This window comes from Cupriavidus sp. CuC1 (assembly GCF_044627735.1).
Lineage (GTDB): Bacteria > Pseudomonadota > Gammaproteobacteria > Burkholderiales > Burkholderiaceae > Cupriavidus > Cupriavidus ulmosensis.
Map to the genome: position 1 here is coordinate 21,789 of NZ_JBIUHC010000010.1, position 17,014 is coordinate 38,802.

The window sequence follows — 17,014 nt, forward strand, 5'->3', positions numbered from 1 at the left end:
TCCGTCACACCTATCGCCCAGTGGCGCTACGCTTGCCCGATCCGTGCGAGCTGCGCTACCTGCGCGACATAGTCGGTCGCCAGGCAGTCCACGACCTCCCGCTCCGGCGTGCTGCGCAGCCAGGTCAGCTGACGTTTGCAGAGCTGGCGGGTGGCGGCCAGGCCGCGCTCATGCATGGTGTCGAAATCGGTTGCCCCATCGAGGTATTCCCACACCTGCCGGTAACCGACGCAGCGGATCGAGGGCAGCGTGGGCTGCAGGTCCCCGCGCGCGCGCAGCCGCTGCACTTCCTCGATAAAGCCGCCGGCCAGCATGGCGTCGTAGCGGGTGGCGATGCGCGCGTGCAGCACGGCGCGGTCGGACGGCTCCAGCGCGATCACGCGATAGCGGCGGTCGGCGGCGCCGGCAAAGGCGCGCTCGTCGGCCTGCCGCGCCAGCAGCGCCGACATGGGCTGGCCAGACAGGCGGTGGATCTCCAGCGCGCGCTGGATGCGCTGGGCATCGTTGGGCGCCAGGCGCGCCGCGGTGACCGGGTCGACCTCGGCCAGCATGGCGTGCAGCGCGGGCCAGCCGCGCTCGGCGGCAAGTGCATCCAGTTCGGCGCGCAGGGCCGGATCGGCTTGCGGCAGGTCGTTCAGGCCCTGCGTCAGCGCCTTGTAGTACAGCATGGTGCCGCCGACGATCAGCGGCTCGCGGCAGCGCGCACGGATTTCCAGGATCAGCTGCTCGGCGTCGGTCACGAACTGGGCGGCCGAGTAGCTGTCGGCCGGGTCAATGATGTCGATCAGGTGGTGCGGCACCGCGGCCAGCTCGGCCGGCGAGGGCTTGGCGGTGCCGATGTCCATCTCGCGATAGACCAGGGCCGAGTCCAGGCTGATGATTTCGATCGGCGTCTGTGCGGCCAGGGCCAGCGCCGCGGCGGTCTTGCCGGAGGCGGTAGGGCCGAGCAGGCAGACCACCGGCACGTGGGCCGATGCGGCCGCGCCGGCGTGGCTGGAAGAAGCGGTAGTGGTCAAAGCGTAGGGTGCAATGGGGGCGGGCCGTGGCTTACTGCCCGCGCAGGAACAGGCGGTCGAGTTCCGCCACCGACAGCTGCACCCAAGTTGGCCGGCCGTGGTTGCACTGGTCGGCACGCTCGGTCTGCTCCATCTGGCGCAAGAGCGCGTTCATTTCTTCCAGCGTGAGCTTGCGGTTGGCGCGCACCGCGCTATGGCAAGCCAGCGTGGCCAGCAGTTCGTTCTGGCGCTCGACCAGCACGCGCGAGCCGCCGAAGGCCTGCAGGTCACGCAGCACGTCGCGCGCGAGGGCTTCGGTGTCGGCCTGCTTGAGCAGGGCGGGAATCGCGCGGATCGCCAGCGTGGTGGGCGAGACCTGGGCGATGTCGAAGCCGAGCAGGGTGAGGGTTTCCTGGTGCTCCTCGGCCGTGCCGATTTCCACCGGGCTGGCTGTGAGGGTGACCGGGATCAGCAGCGACTGCACCGCGAGCTCGCGCGCTTCGAGCGCGGTCTTGATCTGCTCGTAGAGGATGCGCTCGTGGGCGGCGTGCATATCCACCAGCACCAGGCCGCGCGCGTTCTGCGCCAGCACGTAGATGCCATGCAGCTGCGCGATGGCATAGCCCAGCGGGCTGGCCTCGTCTTCGGGGAGTTCCTGGCGGGGCAACTGGTCCAGCAGGCCGGGCGGGTCGTTCTCGCGCGCGGCTTGCGCATCGGCCAGCCAGGCCGGGGGCGTGGCGCCCGGGCCAGCCGGCGGGACATAGGCGGCTGGGGAGCGTGAAAATCCGCCTCCCGGCTGGATCGCGTCGCGCACCATGCCGAGGTAGGCCTGCCGGGGCTGGGCCACGCCGAGCTCGGTCTGGCGCGCGGCGGCCGTGTAGTCGACCCACGGCCGCGGGCTGGCACCGCCGCCGCCCATGCCGCCGCTCCTGCCGGATCCGCCGAAGCCACCCGAGCCACCGCCAAAGCTTCGCGCGCCCTGGAATCCGCCGGTGCCGCCAATCGGCTCAGCCGCCGCCGACCCATCCGAATCGACCGAGGTATGCAGGCTGTCGCCCTGCTCGCCGGCCTGCCGCGCCAGGCAACGCTGCACGGCGTGGTAGACGAACTGGTGCACCGCGCGCGATTCGCGGAAACGCACTTCGATCTTGGACGGGTGCACGTTCACGTCCACCATCTCGGGCGGCAGATCCATGCATAGCACGTAGGAGGGGAAACGGTCGCCGTGCAGCACGTCCTGGTAGGCGCTGCGCACCGCGTGGGTCAGCAGCTTGTCACGTACGTAACGGCCGTTGACGAAGAAGAATTGCTGGTCCGGGCGCCCGCGCGAGGCGGTGGGCAGCCCGGCAAATCCGTACAGGTGCAGGGTGCCGGCCTCTTCATCCAGCGGCAGCCGGGCGTTGGCGAAGTCGGTGCCCAGCACCTGGCCGGTACGCGTGGCGACGTCGCCGGCGTTCCAGTGCTCCATCGGCTTGCCATTGTGGTGGACCGAGATGGCTACGTCCGGGCGCGCCAGCGCCGCGCGCCGCACCATCTCCAGGCAATGGCCGAACTCGGTTTGTTCCGATTTAAGGAACTTTCGGCGGGCCGGCGTGTTGAAGTAAAGGTGCTGCACGTCGACGGTGGTGCCCACGCCGCCGGATGCGGGCTGTACCACGCCGGTGTCGGCGATCACCTGCATCGCGTGGGTATCGCTGGCGGTGCGGCTGGTCAGGGTCAGCTCGGACACCGAGGCGATCGAGGCCAGCGCCTCGCCGCGAAAACCTAGTGTCAGCACGGCTTCAAGCTCGCCCAGCGAGGCGATCTTGCTGGTGGCGTGGCGCATCAGCGCGACCGGCAGCTCGGCGGCGGGAATGCCGCAGCCGTTGTCGGCGATCACGATGCGGCGCACGCCACCTTCTTCAAGGCGGATATTGAGCTGTGTGGCGCCGGCGTCCAGGGCGTTCTCCAGCAGTTCCTTGACCACGGAGGCGGGACGCTCCACCACCTCGCCGGCCGCGATCTGGCTGATCAGCTGGTCGGGCAGGGGGCGGATGGGACGGAGCGGCTGGGCGGGGTGCGGGGCTTGGGCAGGCATGGGCGGAATTATACGTGGGTGCGCCGCCTGGCCCATGCGCGCCTGGCGTGTGGAAAAGTGGCCGGACAAGGTGACTTTGGCGCCCGTCCGGTCTTGTATGATGTCGGCTGAATATCGAACGGGGATCGAATTGGATATCGCATTGCAGTTCATCGACATGCTGCTGCACGTCGACAAATACCTTGGCACCGTCATCCAGAACTACGGTTCGTGGGTCTACGCCATCCTGTTTGCGATCGTGTTCGCGGAGACCGGGCTGGTCGTGCTGCCTTTCCTTCCGGGAGACTCCCTGTTGTTTATCGCCGGCGCCTTCTGCGCCACGCATGCCATGAACGAGTGGGTGCTGGTCGGCCTGCTGCTGGTGGCGGCCATCGGCGGCAATACGGTCAACTACCTGGTGGGAAGCTGGGTCGGCCCAAAGGTGTTCGACGGCCATTGGCGCTTTCTTGACCAGCAGGCGCTGCGCAAGACCCACGATTTCTATGAGCGCCACGGCGGCAAGATGCTGGTGATGGCCCGTTTCCTGCCGATCGTGCGCACCTTTGCGCCGTTCGTGGCCGGCGTGTCGCAGATGACCTTTGCCAAGTTCCAGCTGTTCAACGTGCTCGGCGCGGCGGCGTGGGTGCTGGGCCTGGTGTTTGCCGGCTACTTCTTCGGCAACCTGCCTTTCATCAAGCAGTACCTGAACCTGATCGTGCTGGCGGGCATTGGCGCGGCCGTGGTGCCGCTGGTGCTGGGCGGCCTGTGGAAGCTCGTGCGGGGCGGCAGGCGCCGTCCTTCGTGAGCCAGCGGGGGCAGGCCGCAGCCTGCCCCGCCTGAGTTTCAGCTTACGCTGCGGCTCATCATGCGCAGCGCCGGCATGCGGTCGCGGATCTGGGTGGTGTCGGCCGCGTCCGGGCGCGCCATCACATAGGCTTCCAGGTCGGCCAGCGCCGGGCGGAAGCACTCCAGGTTGGCATACGCCAGCCCGCGGTCGCGTACTTCCTCGATCGAGCCGGGCAGCAGGATCACCAGGCGGTTCTGCACCGCCAGCAAGCGCTGCCAGCGCGACTCCTGCAGATAAATCGACTTGAGGTTGCGCAGCATGCGCGCCACGATCTCGCGGTGGCTGGCCACTTGCAGGAACAGGCCCAGCGGCACCTCGTTGGGGTCCGCAATGCCCTCGCGCTCCAGGTGCGGGTCGAGCATCTCCTGCAACTGCTCCTTCGACAAGGTCTCGCCGGTGAGCGGGTCCACCACCACCTCGCCGGCCGGAATCGACATCCGCACCAGGAAATGGTTGGGGAAGGACACGCCCTTGAGCGGCAGCCCGATGTGCTGGCCCAGTTCCATATAGAGCACTGCCAGCGAGATCGGTATGCCGCGCCGTTGCTTGAGCACGACGTTCAGGTATGAGTTGTCGGGATCGTAATAGTCGTTCGCGTTGGCGCCGAAGCCCAGGTCGCGGTAGAAGAAATGATTGAGCAGGCGCATGCGCTGGATAGCCGGCGTGCCGTCGGCGACGCGGCGCTTCAGGCGTACCGCGAGCATGTCGAGCGCTGCGAGCTCGGCCTGCAGGTCCAGGTCCGGATAGGCGTCCTGGGCGATCGAGAGCACGGTCTCGGTAAGCGGGATACCGTTCTCGTCTGCCACGAGACTGGCAAAGTATTCCAGGACTTTCGTGGTTGTCATTGCGGCTTTCCTGAATGCGGCCTGGCGGCTATTCCAGTTGGAGCCTGGCGGCGTGGCGTGTGTTCCCGGACAGTGCGTTGGTACCGTCCGCGGTCGCGCGCCTGGGCAGAACCGCTTCGTCTCATTCTGGCACAACCTCAGTAGCCTTGACCCTGCACCACGCGCTGCCGCAACCCTTGGCCGGCGCTGTCTGGCGCTGGCGGCGCTCCGGCGGGAGTGGCGGGTTTGGCAGGCGGGGGCTTATTAGCCGGCTCTCCGCTTGAAAGCGGAGTATCTCAGCCCCATGAGCCACAGTGTACCGAAGTAGACGACTGCCGCAAGTACCAGGCACGAGGCCAGCAGGGCGATACGCAACAACGGCGTGGCACCCAGTGCGACCCAGTCGAAGTTGCGGGCAAACCACAGGAGCATGCCGGCCAGCAGCAGCACGGCGGTCATCAACTGGGCCAGGAACAGCAACCAGCCCTTGGCCGGCGTGTAGAAGCCGCGCTTGCGCAGGCCCAGGAACAGCAGCAGCGCATTGACGGTGGCGCCGAAGCTGATCGACAGCGCCAGGCCCGCATGACCAAAGCGCGGCACGAAGACGTAGTTGGACAACTGCGTGATCACCAGCACCAGCAGCGCGATCTTGACCGGGGTGCGGATGTCCTGGCGGGCATAGAAGCCCGGCGCCAGGATCTTGATCAGGATCAGCCCCAGCAGGCCGATGCCGTAGGAGACCAGCGCCTGGCGGGTCATTTCCACCGCATGCGCGTCGAACTTGCCGTAGTTGAACAGCACCGCCGTCAGCGGCGCGCCAAACACGAACAGCCCGACCGCGCAGGGCACGGCCAGCAGGAAGGTCAGGCGCAGGCCCCAGTCCAGCAGGCCGGAGTACTCGGCCCGGTTTTCCTCGGCGCTGGCTTTCGACAGGCTAGGCAACAGGATGGTGCCCAGCGCCACGCCCAGCAGCGCGGTCGGGAACTCCATCAGGCGGTCGGCATAGGTCAGGTAGGACACGCTGCCGGCGGCCAGGCGCGAGGCGATATTCGTATTGATGATCAGGCTGATCTGGGCCACCGAGACCGCCAGCAGCGCCGGCGCCATCTGCCGCATGACGCGGCGCACGCCCGGCTCCGCCCAGGCCGCGCGCAGGTTGAAGCGCAGGCGCGGCATCACGCCCAGGCGCCGGAGCGCCGGAATCTGCACTGCCAGTTGCAGGATGCCGCCCACCAGCACGCCCCAGGCCTGTGCGTAGATTGGCTGCGCCATGTGCGGGCCGACAAACAGGGCAGCAATGATCAGGCAGATATTGAGCAGCACCGGGGTGAAGGCCGGCATGGCAAAGCGGCGCCAGGTGTTCAGGATGCCGGAGGCCAGCGCCACCAGCGAGATCAGGCCGATGTAGGGAAACATCACGCGCGTCATGAAGACCGCGGCGTCGTAGGTTTCGCCGCCATGCTGGCGAAAGCCCGTGGCGACCACCATCATGACCACCGGCGCGCCGATCACGCCAAGCAGCGAGACGCCCATCAGGACCCAGGTCATGACCGTGGCAACGGCATCGATCAGCGCGCGGGTCTCGGTTTCGCCGCGCTTGCTGTGATATTCACCCAGGATCGGCACAAAGGCTTGCGAGAACGCGCCCTCGCCGAAGATCCGGCGCAGCAGGTTGGGGATGCGGAACGCCACGTTGAAGGCGTCGGTCATGTCCGAGGCGCCGAAGGCGCGCGCGATCAGGATCTCGCGGATGAGGCCCGTGATGCGCGACAGCATCGTCAGGCTGCTGATGGTGGCGAGCGCTTTGAGCAGGTTCAAGATGGGTTCGGCGGCAAGGGGTGGCGGCGGCAGCGTGGGTCGGACCACCGGTGCGAACCGGGATCAGACGCCGGGCGCGCGCCAAAGTTGCATCGAGGCCACGCGAGGGCGGGGCCGGTGTGGCGCGTATTATACGGTTTGGCCCCGCAGGCGCCCGTATATCGGCCTTTGCGTCACCCCGCCTTAGATGAGACATGGCTCGGCTTGCCAGCCGCTTTTTCTTGTGTGTATAATTGCCGATTCACAAGGCTAGTTGCGTTCCGGATTCGTGTGCCAGTGCATCCCGGGTCGCTTGATGTGCACTTAATTGTGTCCGCGGTTTGCTCCGTCCTTCCGTCGGGCACGCATCTGAATTCAGGAAATCTACTTAAATGGCAAATTCCGCACAAGCTCGCAAGCGCGCGCGCCAGGCCGTCGCACAGAACGCCCACAACTCCAGCCTGCGTTCGCGTCTGCGTACCGCAGTGAAGGCTGTTCGCAAGGCGATCGAAGCCGGCGACAAGGCTGCTGCTGCCGAGATCTTCAAGAACTCGCAATCGATCATCGACGCCATCGCCGACAAGAAGATCGTGCACAAGAACAAGGCTGCACGCCACAAGTCGCGCCTGTCGTCGGCTATCAAGTCGATGGCTGCCTGATATTGGCACTGGTGCCGGGCGAAAGCCGGGCGCCTTCCGGCTGTTCGCCGGCCATTGCGCCTGGTCGCGTCGCGTAGGTGGCGCGCCTCAGTCCTAGTCAGGTAGTCAGTCGGCAGGGTGGATCGCCTGAGGGTGGTCCGTCCGATAAAAAAGCTCGTCATTTGACGAGCTTTTTTTGCTTTGTAATTTGGCTTGCGTTGGTCCCGAAGGTGCATGCGGCTAGCTTTGCTGCGGCGAGGCCGCAGCTTCAGCGCGGACTCACTCCAGCGAGCAGGCCTCGACCAGTTGCAGGTTGTTGTCGCGGGCAAAGTTGAGGACGAAGTCCAGCGCCTTGGGCTCGATGTCGCGCAGCCGCGCATCGACCACCACGCTTTTCAGCCCGCCTGCCATCACGGGCCGTACGTAAGGGGAGTAGGTGATGCGGGGGTCGCCGGTGTCGCCCTCGGGGCGGAATTGCGCCATCACGCCGCACAGTCGTTCAGCCCAGTCGCTTGGGCGGAAGGTCTTGCCTTCCTTGGTGATGCCTTGGATGAAGTATTCGCGAACTGTGGGATTCATGGGACTGCGGGGATAAGACGGGTGACTCGACGATAAACCCGCCAGACTGACCAAACGGAAGCCCGTTTGACGCGGCCAGGAAACGATTAGTTCGTTTCATTCCGGCCGTGGCGGCGGGGGCGTCGGTGTCGGCGGGGGCACTTTTGATGCCGGCAGCGGGCGGTGGCATGGGTATGCCGGGCCCCGCGTGAATCAGCGGGTATTATATCTTATATAAGACTCGCGCATAAGCCTCCGTGCCTTGCGAGGTGCCGTGCACGCTCGCCAAAGCAGCAATAATCCCTTATGATTCTTAGAGTTAAATTGCGTAAGCGACGCGAAAGGCGGCTCCGCGGCATGGCCAGGTCATGAACCCTTCATGGCGGCATGCCACCACCGAGCCGCCTTCTTTGTTTTATGAGCCCAACTTCAATCAAGCATTACCTCCAGTTCAGCGACCTGACTCCCGACGAGTACGAGTACCTGCTGGACCGCGCACGGATTCTGAAGACCAAGTTCAAGAACTACGAGACATGGCATCCGCTGCACGACCGCACGTTGTCCATGATCTTCGAGAAAAACTCGACTCGTACGCGCTTGTCGTTCGAGGCCGGCATCCACCAGCTCGGTGGCCACGCCGTCTTCCTCAACACCCGCGACTCCCAGCTGGGGCGCGGCGAGCCGATCGAGGATGCGGCGCAGGTGATCTCGCGCATGGTCGACATCATCATGATCCGCACCTTCGGCCAGGAAATCATCGAGCGTTTTGCCGCGCATTCGCGGGTGCCGGTGATCAACGGGCTGACCAACGAATACCATCCCTGCCAGGTGCTGGCCGATGTCTTCACCTACATCGAGCAGCGCGGCAGCATCCGCGGCAAGACGGTCGCGTGGATCGGTGACGCCAACAACATGGCCTACACCTGGATCCAGGCGGCCGAACGCCTCGGCTTCACCTTCCATTTCTCGGCGCCTCCCGGCTACCAGCTCGATCCGGCCATGGTGCCGGCAACGGCCGCGCACCTGGTCAAGGTGTTCGACGATCCGCTCGCCGCCTGCCAGGGCGCCGACCTGGTCACCACCGATGTGTGGACCAGCATGGGCTATGAGGCCGAGAACGACGCGCGCAAGCGCGCTTTCCAGAACTGGATGGTGACCACCGCCATGATGGATCGTGCCGGCGACGATGCGCTCTTCATGCACTGCCTGCCCGCGCACCGCGGCGAGGAAGTGGAGGCAGCGGTCATCGATGGTCCCAAGAGCGTGGTGTGGGAGGAGGCCGAGAACCGCCTGCACGTGCAAAAGGCCCTGATGGAATACCTGCTCTGCGGGCATTACTGATCGCCGGCGGGACGGCGCCACGTTTGGCGCACATGCGATGTGCCAATCCGGCGCCCGCATGCCCGCCCGGCTTGCCAAGTGCCGCCCAAGCCGGGACGGACGTGTCAAAATAGCGGTTTTTCCGCATTCCTTTTTCTCGCGTGACTGGCTTTGTGGCCGGCCGCGCTTACTTTTCGCATCGAGTCGAACATGAGCGATATCAAGAAAGTCGTGCTCGCCTACTCCGGCGGGCTGGACACTTCGGTGATCCTGAAGTGGCTGCAAGACACCTATCAGTGCGAGGTTGTCACCTTTACCGCCGACATCGGCCAGGGCGAGGAACTCGAACCTGCCCGCCAGAAGGCGCTCAAGTTCGGCATCAAGCCGGAAAACATCTTTATCGACGACCTGCGCGAAGAATTCGTGCGCGATTTCGTCTTCCCGATGTTCCGCGCCAACGCCGTCTATGAAGGCGAGTACCTGCTCGGCACCTCGATCGCGCGTCCGCTGATTGCCAAGCGCCAGATCGAAATCCTGCGCAGCACCGGCGCCGACGCTGTGTCGCACGGCGCTACCGGCAAGGGCAACGACCAGGTCCGTTTCGAGCTGGGCTATTACGGCCTGGAGCCGGGCGTGAAGGTCATCGCCCCGTGGCGCGAGTGGGACCTGCTGTCGCGCGAAAAGCTGCTGGCCTACGCTGAAAAGGCCGGCATCGAAATCGACATGAAGCACAAGAAGGGCGGCGCCCCGTACTCGATGGACGCCAACCTGCTGCACATCTCCTTCGAAGGCCGCCACCTGGAAGACCCCAAGGCCGAGGCCGAGGAAGACATGTGGCGCTGGACCGTGTCGCCGGAGAACGCACCGGACGCGGCCGAGTACCTGGACGTCGAATTCGAGGGCGGTGACATCGTCGGCCTGAACGGCAAGCGCATGACCCCGGCTGAAGTGCTGACCGAGCTGAACCGCCTGGGCGGCAAGCACGGCATCGGCCGCCTCGACCTGGTGGAAAACCGCTACGTCGGCATGAAGAGCCGCGGCTGCTACGAAACCCCCGGCGGCACCATCATCCTGAAGGCCCACCGCGCCATCGAGTCGATCACGCTCGACCGCGAAGTGGCTCACCTGAAGGACGACCTGATGCCGCGCTACGCCAGCCTGATCTACAACGGCTACTGGTGGAGCCCGGAACGCAAGGCGCTGCAGGTGCTGATCGACCACACGCAGGCCAAGGTCAACGGCTGGGTGCGCGTCAAGCTGTACAAGGGCAACGTCATCGTGGTCGCGCGCGACTCCAAGGACACGCTGTTCGACAAGACCATCGCGACCTTCGACGATGACGGCGGCGCCTACAACCAGGCCGATGCCGGCGGCTTCATCAAGCTGAACGCGCTGCGCATGCGCATCGCCGAAAACGCACGCCGCCAGCGCGGCGAGTAAGGGGGGCTTTCCGGCATCGGCTCGGTTCGGGCCGCTGCCGGCCAGTCAGCACTCAGCAGAAGGGGGCCGCCATGGCCCCTTTTTTGCGCCGCCTCGCCCTCGTTCGACATTCCAGATTCCAGTCAGATTTCAGTGATCCAGAACCAAGCATCAAGGAGAAATAGCGTGAGCCAGTTCGACAACGTATCCGTCGTCAAGAAAGCCAACCTGTACTTCGACGGCAAGTGCGTGAGCCACACCGTGCTGTTCCCGGACGGCACCCGCAAGACGCTAGGCGTGATCTTTCCCGCCGCGCTGACCTTCAGCACCGGCGCTCCGGAAATCATGGAAATCAATGGTGGCGTGTGCCGCGTGAAGCTGGCTGGCGAAGACCAGTGGCATACCTATGGCGCCGGCCAGCAGTTCAACGTGCCCGGCGACAGCAGCTTCGATATCGAAGTGACCGAAACGCTGGACTACGTCTGCCACTTCGCCTGAACCCGGCGAAGCACGCCGGGGCTGGTGGTCAATGGTGGTTGATGCTGGTTAAAGCACCACCGGCTCGGGCTCGATACGCACGCCGAAGCGGGCCTGCACCGCATCGGCGATGCGGTTGGCCAGCGCCAGCAGCGCGGCTCCGGTGCCGCCGCCGTGGTGCACCAGCACCAGGGCCTGCTTGCCGTAGACGCCCACCGGGCCGTCGCTCAAGCCCTTGAACCCGCACTGATCGATCATCCAGCCGGCAGCCAGCTTGTAGCTGCCGTCGGGCTGCGCATGGCTGACCAGGCTGGGATGCTGCACCAGCAGCGCATCGCGCTGCTCGGCGCCCACCACCGGGTTCTTGAAGAAGCTGCCGGCATTGCCGACCTGCGCAGGGTCAGGCAGCTTGCGCGAGCGGATCGCGATCACCACGTCGCGGATGCCATCCGCCGTGGGGGCTGCCGCCGTGCCTTGCGTGGCCAGCTCGCGCGCCAGTTCCGCATAGCCCAGCATCGGCTGCCACGGCAGCGGCAGGCGCAGCGTGACCGCGGTAATGATGTAGCGGTCACGGCCCTCGCGCTTGAACAGGCTGTCCCGGTACGCGAACTGGCATTGTTCCAGCGTCAGGCGGACGAATTCGCCGCTGCGCCGGTCGAACGCGCGCAGGCTGTCGAAGCGCTCGCGCAGCTCCACGCCGTAGGCGCCGATGTTCTGGATTGGCGCGGCGCCCGCGGTGCCCGGGATCAGGGCCAGGTTTTCCAGGCCCGGCAAGCCGTCGGCAATGGTGCGGCAGACCAGCGCATGCCAGTTCTCGCCAGCGCCGGCCGTGACCAGGTGGGCCCCGTCGGCCTTGGCCACCGCGTAGCCAGGGATCTCCATGAGCAGCACCAGGGCGTCGAGGTCCTGCGTCAGCACCACATTGCTGCCGCCGCCGAGCACGACCAGCGGCAGGCCTTGCGCGCGCGGGTCAGCCAAGGCGGCCAGCAGGTCGGCTTCGCTGCGCACGTGCACGGCAAAGCGCGCGCGCACGTCGAATCCGAATGTATTGTGGCGGCGCAGGGGATAAAATTCGAGGAAATCTGCCATGCAAGGGAAAGGTGAAGCGGCCGCCGGGGTCGACGGCATCGGACTGCAGGGTAGGCTGGATTATACGTAAGCGCCGCCGCCAGCCGGCGCGCGCGGCGACAAGGCCCGCGGATATGCCGCGGGCAAGTGGCAAGACACAGCAACACGCAGCTAGACAAGGAGAATGCAATGCCGTCGTTTGACGTAGTGTGCGAAGCGAACATGATCGAGGTGAAGAACTCGGTCGAGCAGGCCAACAAGGAAATCACGAACCGTTTCGACTTCAAGGGTTCGGATTCGCGGGTCGAGCACAAGGAGAACGAGCTTACCGCGTTCGCCGATGACGATTTCAAGCTCGGCCAGGTCAAGGACGTGCTGATCAGCAAGATGGCCAAGCGCAATGTCGACGTGCGCTTCCTCGACTACGGCAAGACCGAGCGCATCGGTGGCGACAAGGTCAAGCAGGTCATCACCATCAAGAAGGGCGTCACCGGCGATCTGTCCAAGAAGATCGTCAAGATGATCAAGGACAGCAAGATCAAGGTGCAGGCCAGCATCCAGGGCGACGCGGTGCGCGTCACCGGCACCAAGCGCGATGACCTGCAGAGCGTGATCGCGCTGCTGCGCAAGGACGTTCCAGAGGCGCCGCTGGACTTCAACAACTTCCGCGACTGATCTCCTGTCGCCGGCAGGCGCGGCAGCCATGCTGCCGCGCGCGGCCCTTTCTATCTAGCGCGCCTGCGGCAGGCCGCCGATCTTCGCGCCGGCCTTCAGGCCTTTCTGCGCAAACCAGCCCTTGTTCATCTCCAGCGCGTAGCGCACGGCCGCGCGCGGGCAGTGGTTGTCCTCGGTCTGGGGCGCCATGTCTTCGATATTGACGATGGACCCGTCATCGGCCAGGAAGGCGATCGACAGGGGCAGGTCGGTATTCTTCATCCAGAAGCAGTGTCCGGCTTTCTCTTCGAACACGAACAGCATGCCCTCGTTGGCGGGCATGGTCTTGCGGTACATCAGGCCGAGCTCGCGGGCCTCGGGCGTGGCGGCGATTTCCGCCTTGATCGCGTACATGCCAGCGGTGAGTTGCCTGACCGGCAAGCTGGCCGGGGACTGGGCACAGGCGCAGGCCATGGCGGCGAAGGCGCTGCCGCCGACAAGCAGGTTCTTGAGGAAAGGGCGCATGAATTGGAGCGGCGAATGACGGGTTCGGGACAGCCGCCAGCATAGCGCAGCTACCGCGCGAGCGGCGCGATCAAATATTCCACATCGTTGCAGCAGGCCTTACCGCCGCGAGCAAGAAAAAAGGCAGGCGCCTTGCGGGCAACCTGCCTTGCTTGCCGGGCGTAAAGCCCGGCCTGCCTGCAAACTCTTACTTCGTTGCAGCAGCGTCGGCCTTGGCAGCCGGAGCAGCCTTGGTCTTGCTGTGAGCGTGCTTCTTGGACTTCTTGGTGCTCTTCGTCGCGGGCTTTGCAGCCGGTGCTTCGGCGGCAGGCGCTGCGGCAGCCGGGGCTGCCGGTGCGGGTGCGGCGGCTTGGGCGAAAACGCCGGTGGCGAACAGGCCGGCAACCAGAGCAGCGATCAGTTTGTTCATGCTTAACTACCTCGAAGGTAAATCGATTCGGAAGAGTTGACTCGTACTCGTATGCGACGCGTCAGTGTCAAAAACGAAACGAGGCGGTGAGTCGTTGACTCGCGACTTGTTAATTTTTGTAACTTTTTGCGCGAGGGCGAGCAGGACGCCGATCCTGGGGACTGGTTGCCGCCCCCAATCCGCTGCCGCGCGCGGTCGTGCGGGTGCGTGGCGCGGCTATGGCTTGCAGGCCGAGCGCGCTCGGCTCGATCTCGCACCATTGCCCTGGCGCAAGTCCGAGCGTGCGCAGGTCGAGCGTGCCGATCTGCACGCGCACCAGGCGCAAGGTCGGAAATCCCACTGCCGCGGTCATGCGGCGCACCTGGCGGTTCTTGCCCTCGCGGATCTCGAGTTCCAGCCATTGGGTAGGGATGGCGGCGCGAAATCGCACCGGAGGATTGCGTGGCCACAGGAAGTCCGGCTCGTCGATGCAGCGCGCCCGCGCCGGCAGGGTACGGAAATCTCCGAGGTCGACGCCATTGCGCAGGTGCGCCAGGGCGGCTTCGTCCGGCACGTTTTCAACCTGGGCCAGATACGTCTTGGGCAGTTTGTGGTGCGGATCGGCGATGCGCGCCTGCAGGATGCCATCATCGGTCAGCAGCAGCAGGCCTTCGCTGTCGGCATCGAGCCTTCCTGCCGGATACACGCCGGGCCGCTGCACGCAGTCGGCGAGAGTCGGGCGCGACGGGTGCGCGGAGAACTGGCTCATGGTGCCGAAGGGTTTGTTCAGTGCGATCAGCGTCATCGAGAGTATTGGAGCCTGGCGCGCGGGTACGGCGCATTAATGGCGTCAGTATGGGGCGTCAGTATGCCGTAGCCCGCGCCGGGCGGCGCGGGCTACGGCCAGGATGGCGGATCATGAAATTTTGCTGCATAATACGAAACGGTCTTATGTCTTATATAAGACCTGTATGCGTGTGACGCATAGCCGGGCAGTCCGCGCGTGGTGCGCTGCGGCATCCCCCTGCGCCGATCGCCGTTAAAATGCCCGCGCGCCATCCAAATCTCGCCGCCAGGTCACGAATCCGGCGGCTCGTTGCAACCCCCCGTTCCGTACTGGAGACGTCATGTATCAACACATCAAGGTTCCGGCCGGCGAAAAGATCACGGTCAACCAGGATTTTTCGCTGAATGTTCCGGACAATCCGATCATTCCATTCATCGAAGGCGACGGTACGGGCCTGGATATCACCCCGGTGATGATCAAGGTGGTCGACGCAGCCGTGGCCAAGGCCTACGGCGGCAAGCGCAAGATCTCCTGGATGGAGATCTACGCCGGCGAGAAATCGACCAAGGTGTATGGCCCCGACGTATGGTTGCCTGAAGAAACCCTCGAAGTCCTGAAGGATTACGTGGTGTCCATCAAGGGCCCGCTGACCACGCCGGTTGGCGGCGGCATCCGCTCGCTCAACGTGGCGCTGCGCCAGCAACTGGACCTGTACGTCTGCCTGCGCCCGGTTGCGTACTTCAAGGGTGTGCCCTCGCCGGTGCGCGAGCCGCAAAAGATCGACATGGTGATCTTCCGCGAGAATTCGGAAGACATCTACGCCGGCATTGAGTGGGAAGCGGAAAGCGACCAGGCCAAGAAGCTGATCGCCTTCCTGCAGAACGAAATGGGCGTGAAGAAGATCCGTTTCCCGGATACCTCGGGCATCGGCGTCAAGCCGGTTTCCAAGCAAGGCACCAAGCGCCTGGTGCGCAAGGCCATCCAGTACGCGATTGACAACGACAAGCCGTCGGTGACCATCGTGCACAAGGGCAACATCATGAAGTTCACCGAAGGTGGCTTCCGTGACTGGGCCTACGAGCTGGCACAGCAGGAATTCGGCGCCGAACTGATCGACGGCGGCCCGTGGTGCAAGTTCAAGAACCCGAAGACCGGCCGGGAAGTCGTCATCAAGGACGCCATCGCCGACGCCTTCCTGCAGCAGATCCTGCTGCGCCCGGCCGAGTACTCTGTGATCGCCACGCTGAACCTGAACGGCGACTACATCTCCGACGCGCTGGCAGCCCAGGTCGGCGGCATTGGCATTGCCCCGGGCGCCAACCTGTCGGACTCCGTGGCCATGTTCGAAGCCACCCATGGCACCGCACCGAAGTACGCCGGCAAGGACTATGTGAACCCGGGTTCCGAAATCCTCTCCGCGGAGATGATGCTGCGCCACATGGGCTGGACCGAAGCCGCCGACCTGATCATCTCCTCGATGGAGAAGTCCATCCTGTCGAAAAAGGTCACCTATGACTTCGCCCGCCTGCTCGAAGGCGCGACGCAGGTGTCGTGCTCGGGCTTTGGCCAGGTGATGATCGACAATATGTAAGCCTTGCCCCGGGCGTGCGCTGCCTTCCTGCGCGGATGGCGGCTCGCCGCGCTGCAACAGGCCCTGTGCTTCCGAGAGGAAGCCGGGGGCTTTTTCATTGGCGAGCCGCTTGGGACCTTGGATTCGCCAAAGGCTGGGGCGCTGATCGAAGAGTCCCGGCAGTCGCCGCCAGGGCTTCCGATTCATTTCAGCCAAAATCGCGCAAGAATCAGCCAGAAAGCTGATGCAAAAGGCCTGAAACGGATGAATCGCGGAAGAGGCTGGCAACGGGCCAACCGGCAAGCAGGCAAGCAAAAAGCCCGGCATTGACCTGACCGGGCTTTTTGTCGGATGCGTTACGTGCTGCTGTTCAGCCTGCATGCCTTGGGGCGGGGCAGGCCGATCCCGTTCCGGGGATGATCCCCCGCATCCTGTCGTGGCCGCCTCAAGCTCTACCGGCTGGTGCGGCCGCGCACCGAATCTTCAGGCGTTATCCTGGATATTGGTGGCTTGTTTGCCCTTGGGGCCCTGGATGATTTCGAAGGATACGCGCTGACCCTCTTTCAGGGTCTTGAAGCCATTCATCTGGATGGCCGAAAAGTGCGCAAACAGTTCTTCTTCGCCGTCGTCCGGCTTGATGAACCCAAAGCCCTTGGCGTCATTGAACCATTTGACGATACCGCTTGCCATAAACTCCCCCAACAAAAAAAGCAGGATACGAGCGGGGGAAAGCGCCGCGGCCAGTGGGTACCCGGCTAGTGTTCTCGCGCGCTGCCCGGATGGAACCGGGTCGGGCGCAAAGGCACGACTGTGCGGACACCGCGTGGCGGCCAGTTTGATGTGCTGACTCGCCGCCGCTGGATTCGTGGGCCTCCCTGCTCACGGATCACTCAGTCCGGACTATTGCTTGGCTCGCTTAACCAGACGTGAATGTGCGAACGATTCTTCTGTCAAACCTGCGCACTGTCAAGTTGGCAGATTCCCCACTCCCGGTAGGGTGTGGCGGGAAAGGAACGGCTATAGGTGGTATTTTGGAGGGAAAGGGCGCGCCGCGAAAGCGTGCGCCCTCATTCAGGTGACCCACGAGGTGA

17 protein-coding genes are annotated in these 17,014 nt (G+C 64.7%); 7 read left to right on the top strand and 10 right to left on the bottom strand.

Going from position 1 to position 17,014, the window contains the following annotated elements; translation table 11 throughout:
* Window positions 1-26: 26 nt before the first annotated feature.
* Together miaA and mutL are read right to left on the bottom strand one after the other, a co-directional pair.
* Window positions 27-1,016 (bottom strand): tRNA (adenosine(37)-N6)-dimethylallyltransferase MiaA, encoded by a 990-nt coding sequence (gene miaA / locus ACGLHR_RS06415; RefSeq protein ID WP_400092745.1) that lies wholly within the window; start codon window positions 1,014-1,016, stop codon window positions 27-29.
* A 31-nt stretch (window positions 1,017-1,047) separates the two neighbouring features.
* Window positions 1,048-3,072 (bottom strand): DNA mismatch repair endonuclease MutL, encoded by a 2,025-nt coding sequence (mutL, locus tag ACGLHR_RS06420; protein WP_400092747.1) that lies wholly within the window; start codon window positions 3,070-3,072, stop codon window positions 1,048-1,050.
* A gap of 157 nt (window positions 3,073-3,229) precedes the next feature.
* Here mutL and ACGLHR_RS06425 point away from each other — a divergent pair, with 157 nt between their 5' ends.
* Window positions 3,230-3,856, top strand: coding sequence for a VTT domain-containing protein (locus ACGLHR_RS06425; protein ID WP_400092840.1), 627 nt, complete (start codon window positions 3,230-3,232; stop codon window positions 3,854-3,856).
* A 38-nt stretch (window positions 3,857-3,894) separates the two neighbouring features.
* On the opposite strand, the gene ACGLHR_RS06430 is transcribed toward ACGLHR_RS06425, so the two are convergent.
* The gene (locus ACGLHR_RS06430; protein ID WP_318234630.1) at window positions 3,895-4,743 is read right to left on the bottom strand and encodes a SirB1 family protein; all 849 of its coding nucleotides are present in this window, start codon (window positions 4,741-4,743) and stop codon (window positions 3,895-3,897) included.
* Between the two features lie 243 nt (window positions 4,744-4,986).
* Window positions 4,987-6,540 (bottom strand): murein biosynthesis integral membrane protein MurJ, encoded by a 1,554-nt coding sequence (gene murJ, locus ACGLHR_RS06435; protein WP_267604324.1) that lies wholly within the window; start codon window positions 6,538-6,540, stop codon window positions 4,987-4,989.
* Between the two features lie 371 nt (window positions 6,541-6,911).
* On the opposite strand from murJ, the gene rpsT reads away from it, so the two are divergent.
* Complete coding sequence (gene rpsT / locus ACGLHR_RS06440; RefSeq protein WP_006157537.1) at window positions 6,912-7,178, top strand: 30S ribosomal protein S20; 267 nt, start codon at window positions 6,912-6,914, stop codon at window positions 7,176-7,178.
* 258 nt (window positions 7,179-7,436) lie between these two features.
* On the opposite strand, the gene ACGLHR_RS06445 is transcribed toward rpsT, so the two are convergent.
* A complete protein-coding gene (locus ACGLHR_RS06445; protein WP_006157536.1) occupies window positions 7,437-7,736 on the bottom strand; it encodes a DUF3579 domain-containing protein in 300 nt (99 codons plus the stop codon).
* A 396-nt stretch (window positions 7,737-8,132) separates the two neighbouring features.
* Here ACGLHR_RS06445 and argF point away from each other — a divergent pair, with 396 nt between their 5' ends.
* The 3 genes from argF (at window position 8,133) to ACGLHR_RS06460 (ending at window position 10,952) form a co-directional block, all read left to right on the top strand.
* Window positions 8,133-9,056: an ornithine carbamoyltransferase gene (argF, locus tag ACGLHR_RS06450; protein ID WP_400092750.1), complete on the top strand. Its 924-nt coding sequence runs from the start codon at window positions 8,133-8,135 to the stop codon at window positions 9,054-9,056.
* A gap of 189 nt (window positions 9,057-9,245) precedes the next feature.
* Entirely contained in the window at window positions 9,246-10,475 is a 1,230-nt protein-coding gene (locus tag ACGLHR_RS06455; protein ID WP_267604320.1) for an argininosuccinate synthase, read from the top strand.
* Window positions 10,476-10,640: 165 nt separating this feature from the next.
* Entirely contained in the window at window positions 10,641-10,952 is a 312-nt protein-coding gene (locus ACGLHR_RS06460; protein WP_006157533.1) for a pyrimidine/purine nucleoside phosphorylase, read from the top strand.
* A 48-nt stretch (window positions 10,953-11,000) separates the two neighbouring features.
* Here the strand turns inward: ACGLHR_RS06460 and murB are convergent, their stop codons facing one another.
* Window positions 11,001-12,020 (bottom strand): UDP-N-acetylmuramate dehydrogenase, encoded by a 1,020-nt coding sequence (murB, locus tag ACGLHR_RS06465; protein WP_400092751.1) that lies wholly within the window; start codon window positions 12,018-12,020, stop codon window positions 11,001-11,003.
* Window positions 12,021-12,188: 168 nt separating this feature from the next.
* Between murB and ACGLHR_RS06470 the strand changes: the two genes are divergently transcribed.
* Window positions 12,189-12,674 carry a YajQ family cyclic di-GMP-binding protein gene (locus tag ACGLHR_RS06470; RefSeq protein WP_006157531.1) on the top strand — a complete coding sequence of 162 codons (486 nt, stop codon included), beginning with the start codon at window positions 12,189-12,191 and terminating at the stop codon, window positions 12,672-12,674.
* A 54-nt stretch (window positions 12,675-12,728) separates the two neighbouring features.
* Here the strand turns inward: ACGLHR_RS06470 and ACGLHR_RS06475 are convergent, their stop codons facing one another.
* The 3 genes from ACGLHR_RS06475 to ACGLHR_RS06485 form a co-directional block, all read right to left on the bottom strand.
* Complete coding sequence (locus ACGLHR_RS06475) at window positions 12,729-13,127, bottom strand: DUF192 domain-containing protein (protein ID WP_400092841.1); 399 nt, start codon at window positions 13,125-13,127, stop codon at window positions 12,729-12,731.
* Window positions 13,128-13,365: 238 nt separating this feature from the next.
* Window positions 13,366-13,587 (bottom strand): hypothetical protein, encoded by a 222-nt coding sequence (locus ACGLHR_RS06480; protein WP_150985996.1) that lies wholly within the window; start codon window positions 13,585-13,587, stop codon window positions 13,366-13,368.
* Window positions 13,588-13,696: 109 nt separating this feature from the next.
* Window positions 13,697-14,371, bottom strand: coding sequence for a pseudouridine synthase (locus ACGLHR_RS06485; protein WP_400092753.1), 675 nt, complete (start codon window positions 14,369-14,371; stop codon window positions 13,697-13,699).
* Window positions 14,372-14,693: 322 nt separating this feature from the next.
* Here ACGLHR_RS06485 and icd point away from each other — a divergent pair, with 322 nt between their 5' ends.
* Window positions 14,694-15,944, top strand: coding sequence for an NADP-dependent isocitrate dehydrogenase (gene icd, locus ACGLHR_RS06490; protein WP_400092755.1), 1,251 nt, complete (start codon window positions 14,694-14,696; stop codon window positions 15,942-15,944).
* Window positions 15,945-16,406: 462 nt separating this feature from the next.
* Here icd and ACGLHR_RS06495 read toward each other — a convergent pair whose 3' ends face one another.
* On the bottom strand, window positions 16,407-16,613 hold the full coding sequence (locus ACGLHR_RS06495) for a cold-shock protein (protein ID WP_150986000.1): 207 nt from the start codon (window positions 16,611-16,613) through the stop codon (window positions 16,407-16,409).
* Window positions 16,614-17,014: the final 401 nt, after the last annotated feature.

Coding starts and splice junctions, on each gene's coding strand:
- mutL (WP_400092747.1), bottom strand. CDS start 3,072: ATGCCTGCCCAAGCCCCGCACCCCGCCCAGCCGCTCCGTCCCATCCGC.
- ACGLHR_RS06425 (WP_400092840.1), top strand. CDS start 3,230: ATGCTGCTGCACGTCGACAAATACCTTGGCACCGTCATCCAGAACTAC.
- ACGLHR_RS06430 (WP_318234630.1), bottom strand. CDS start 4,743: ATGACAACCACGAAAGTCCTGGAATACTTTGCCAGTCTCGTGGCAGAC.
- rpsT (WP_006157537.1), top strand. CDS start 6,912: ATGGCAAATTCCGCACAAGCTCGCAAGCGCGCGCGCCAGGCCGTCGCA.
- ACGLHR_RS06445 (WP_006157536.1), bottom strand. CDS start 7,736: ATGAATCCCACAGTTCGCGAATACTTCATCCAAGGCATCACCAAGGAA.
- argF (WP_400092750.1), top strand. CDS start 8,133: ATGAGCCCAACTTCAATCAAGCATTACCTCCAGTTCAGCGACCTGACT.
- ACGLHR_RS06455 (WP_267604320.1), top strand. CDS start 9,246: ATGAGCGATATCAAGAAAGTCGTGCTCGCCTACTCCGGCGGGCTGGAC.
- murB (WP_400092751.1), bottom strand. CDS start 12,020: ATGGCAGATTTCCTCGAATTTTATCCCCTGCGCCGCCACAATACATTC.
- ACGLHR_RS06470 (WP_006157531.1), top strand. CDS start 12,189: ATGCCGTCGTTTGACGTAGTGTGCGAAGCGAACATGATCGAGGTGAAG.
- ACGLHR_RS06475 (WP_400092841.1), bottom strand. CDS start 13,127: ATGGCCTGCGCCTGTGCCCAGTCCCCGGCCAGCTTGCCGGTCAGGCAA.
- ACGLHR_RS06480 (WP_150985996.1), bottom strand. CDS start 13,587: ATGAACAAACTGATCGCTGCTCTGGTTGCCGGCCTGTTCGCCACCGGC.
- ACGLHR_RS06485 (WP_400092753.1), bottom strand. CDS start 14,371: ATGACGCTGATCGCACTGAACAAACCCTTCGGCACCATGAGCCAGTTC.
- icd (WP_400092755.1), top strand. CDS start 14,694: ATGTATCAACACATCAAGGTTCCGGCCGGCGAAAAGATCACGGTCAAC.
- ACGLHR_RS06495 (WP_150986000.1), bottom strand. CDS start 16,613: ATGGCAAGCGGTATCGTCAAATGGTTCAATGACGCCAAGGGCTTTGGG.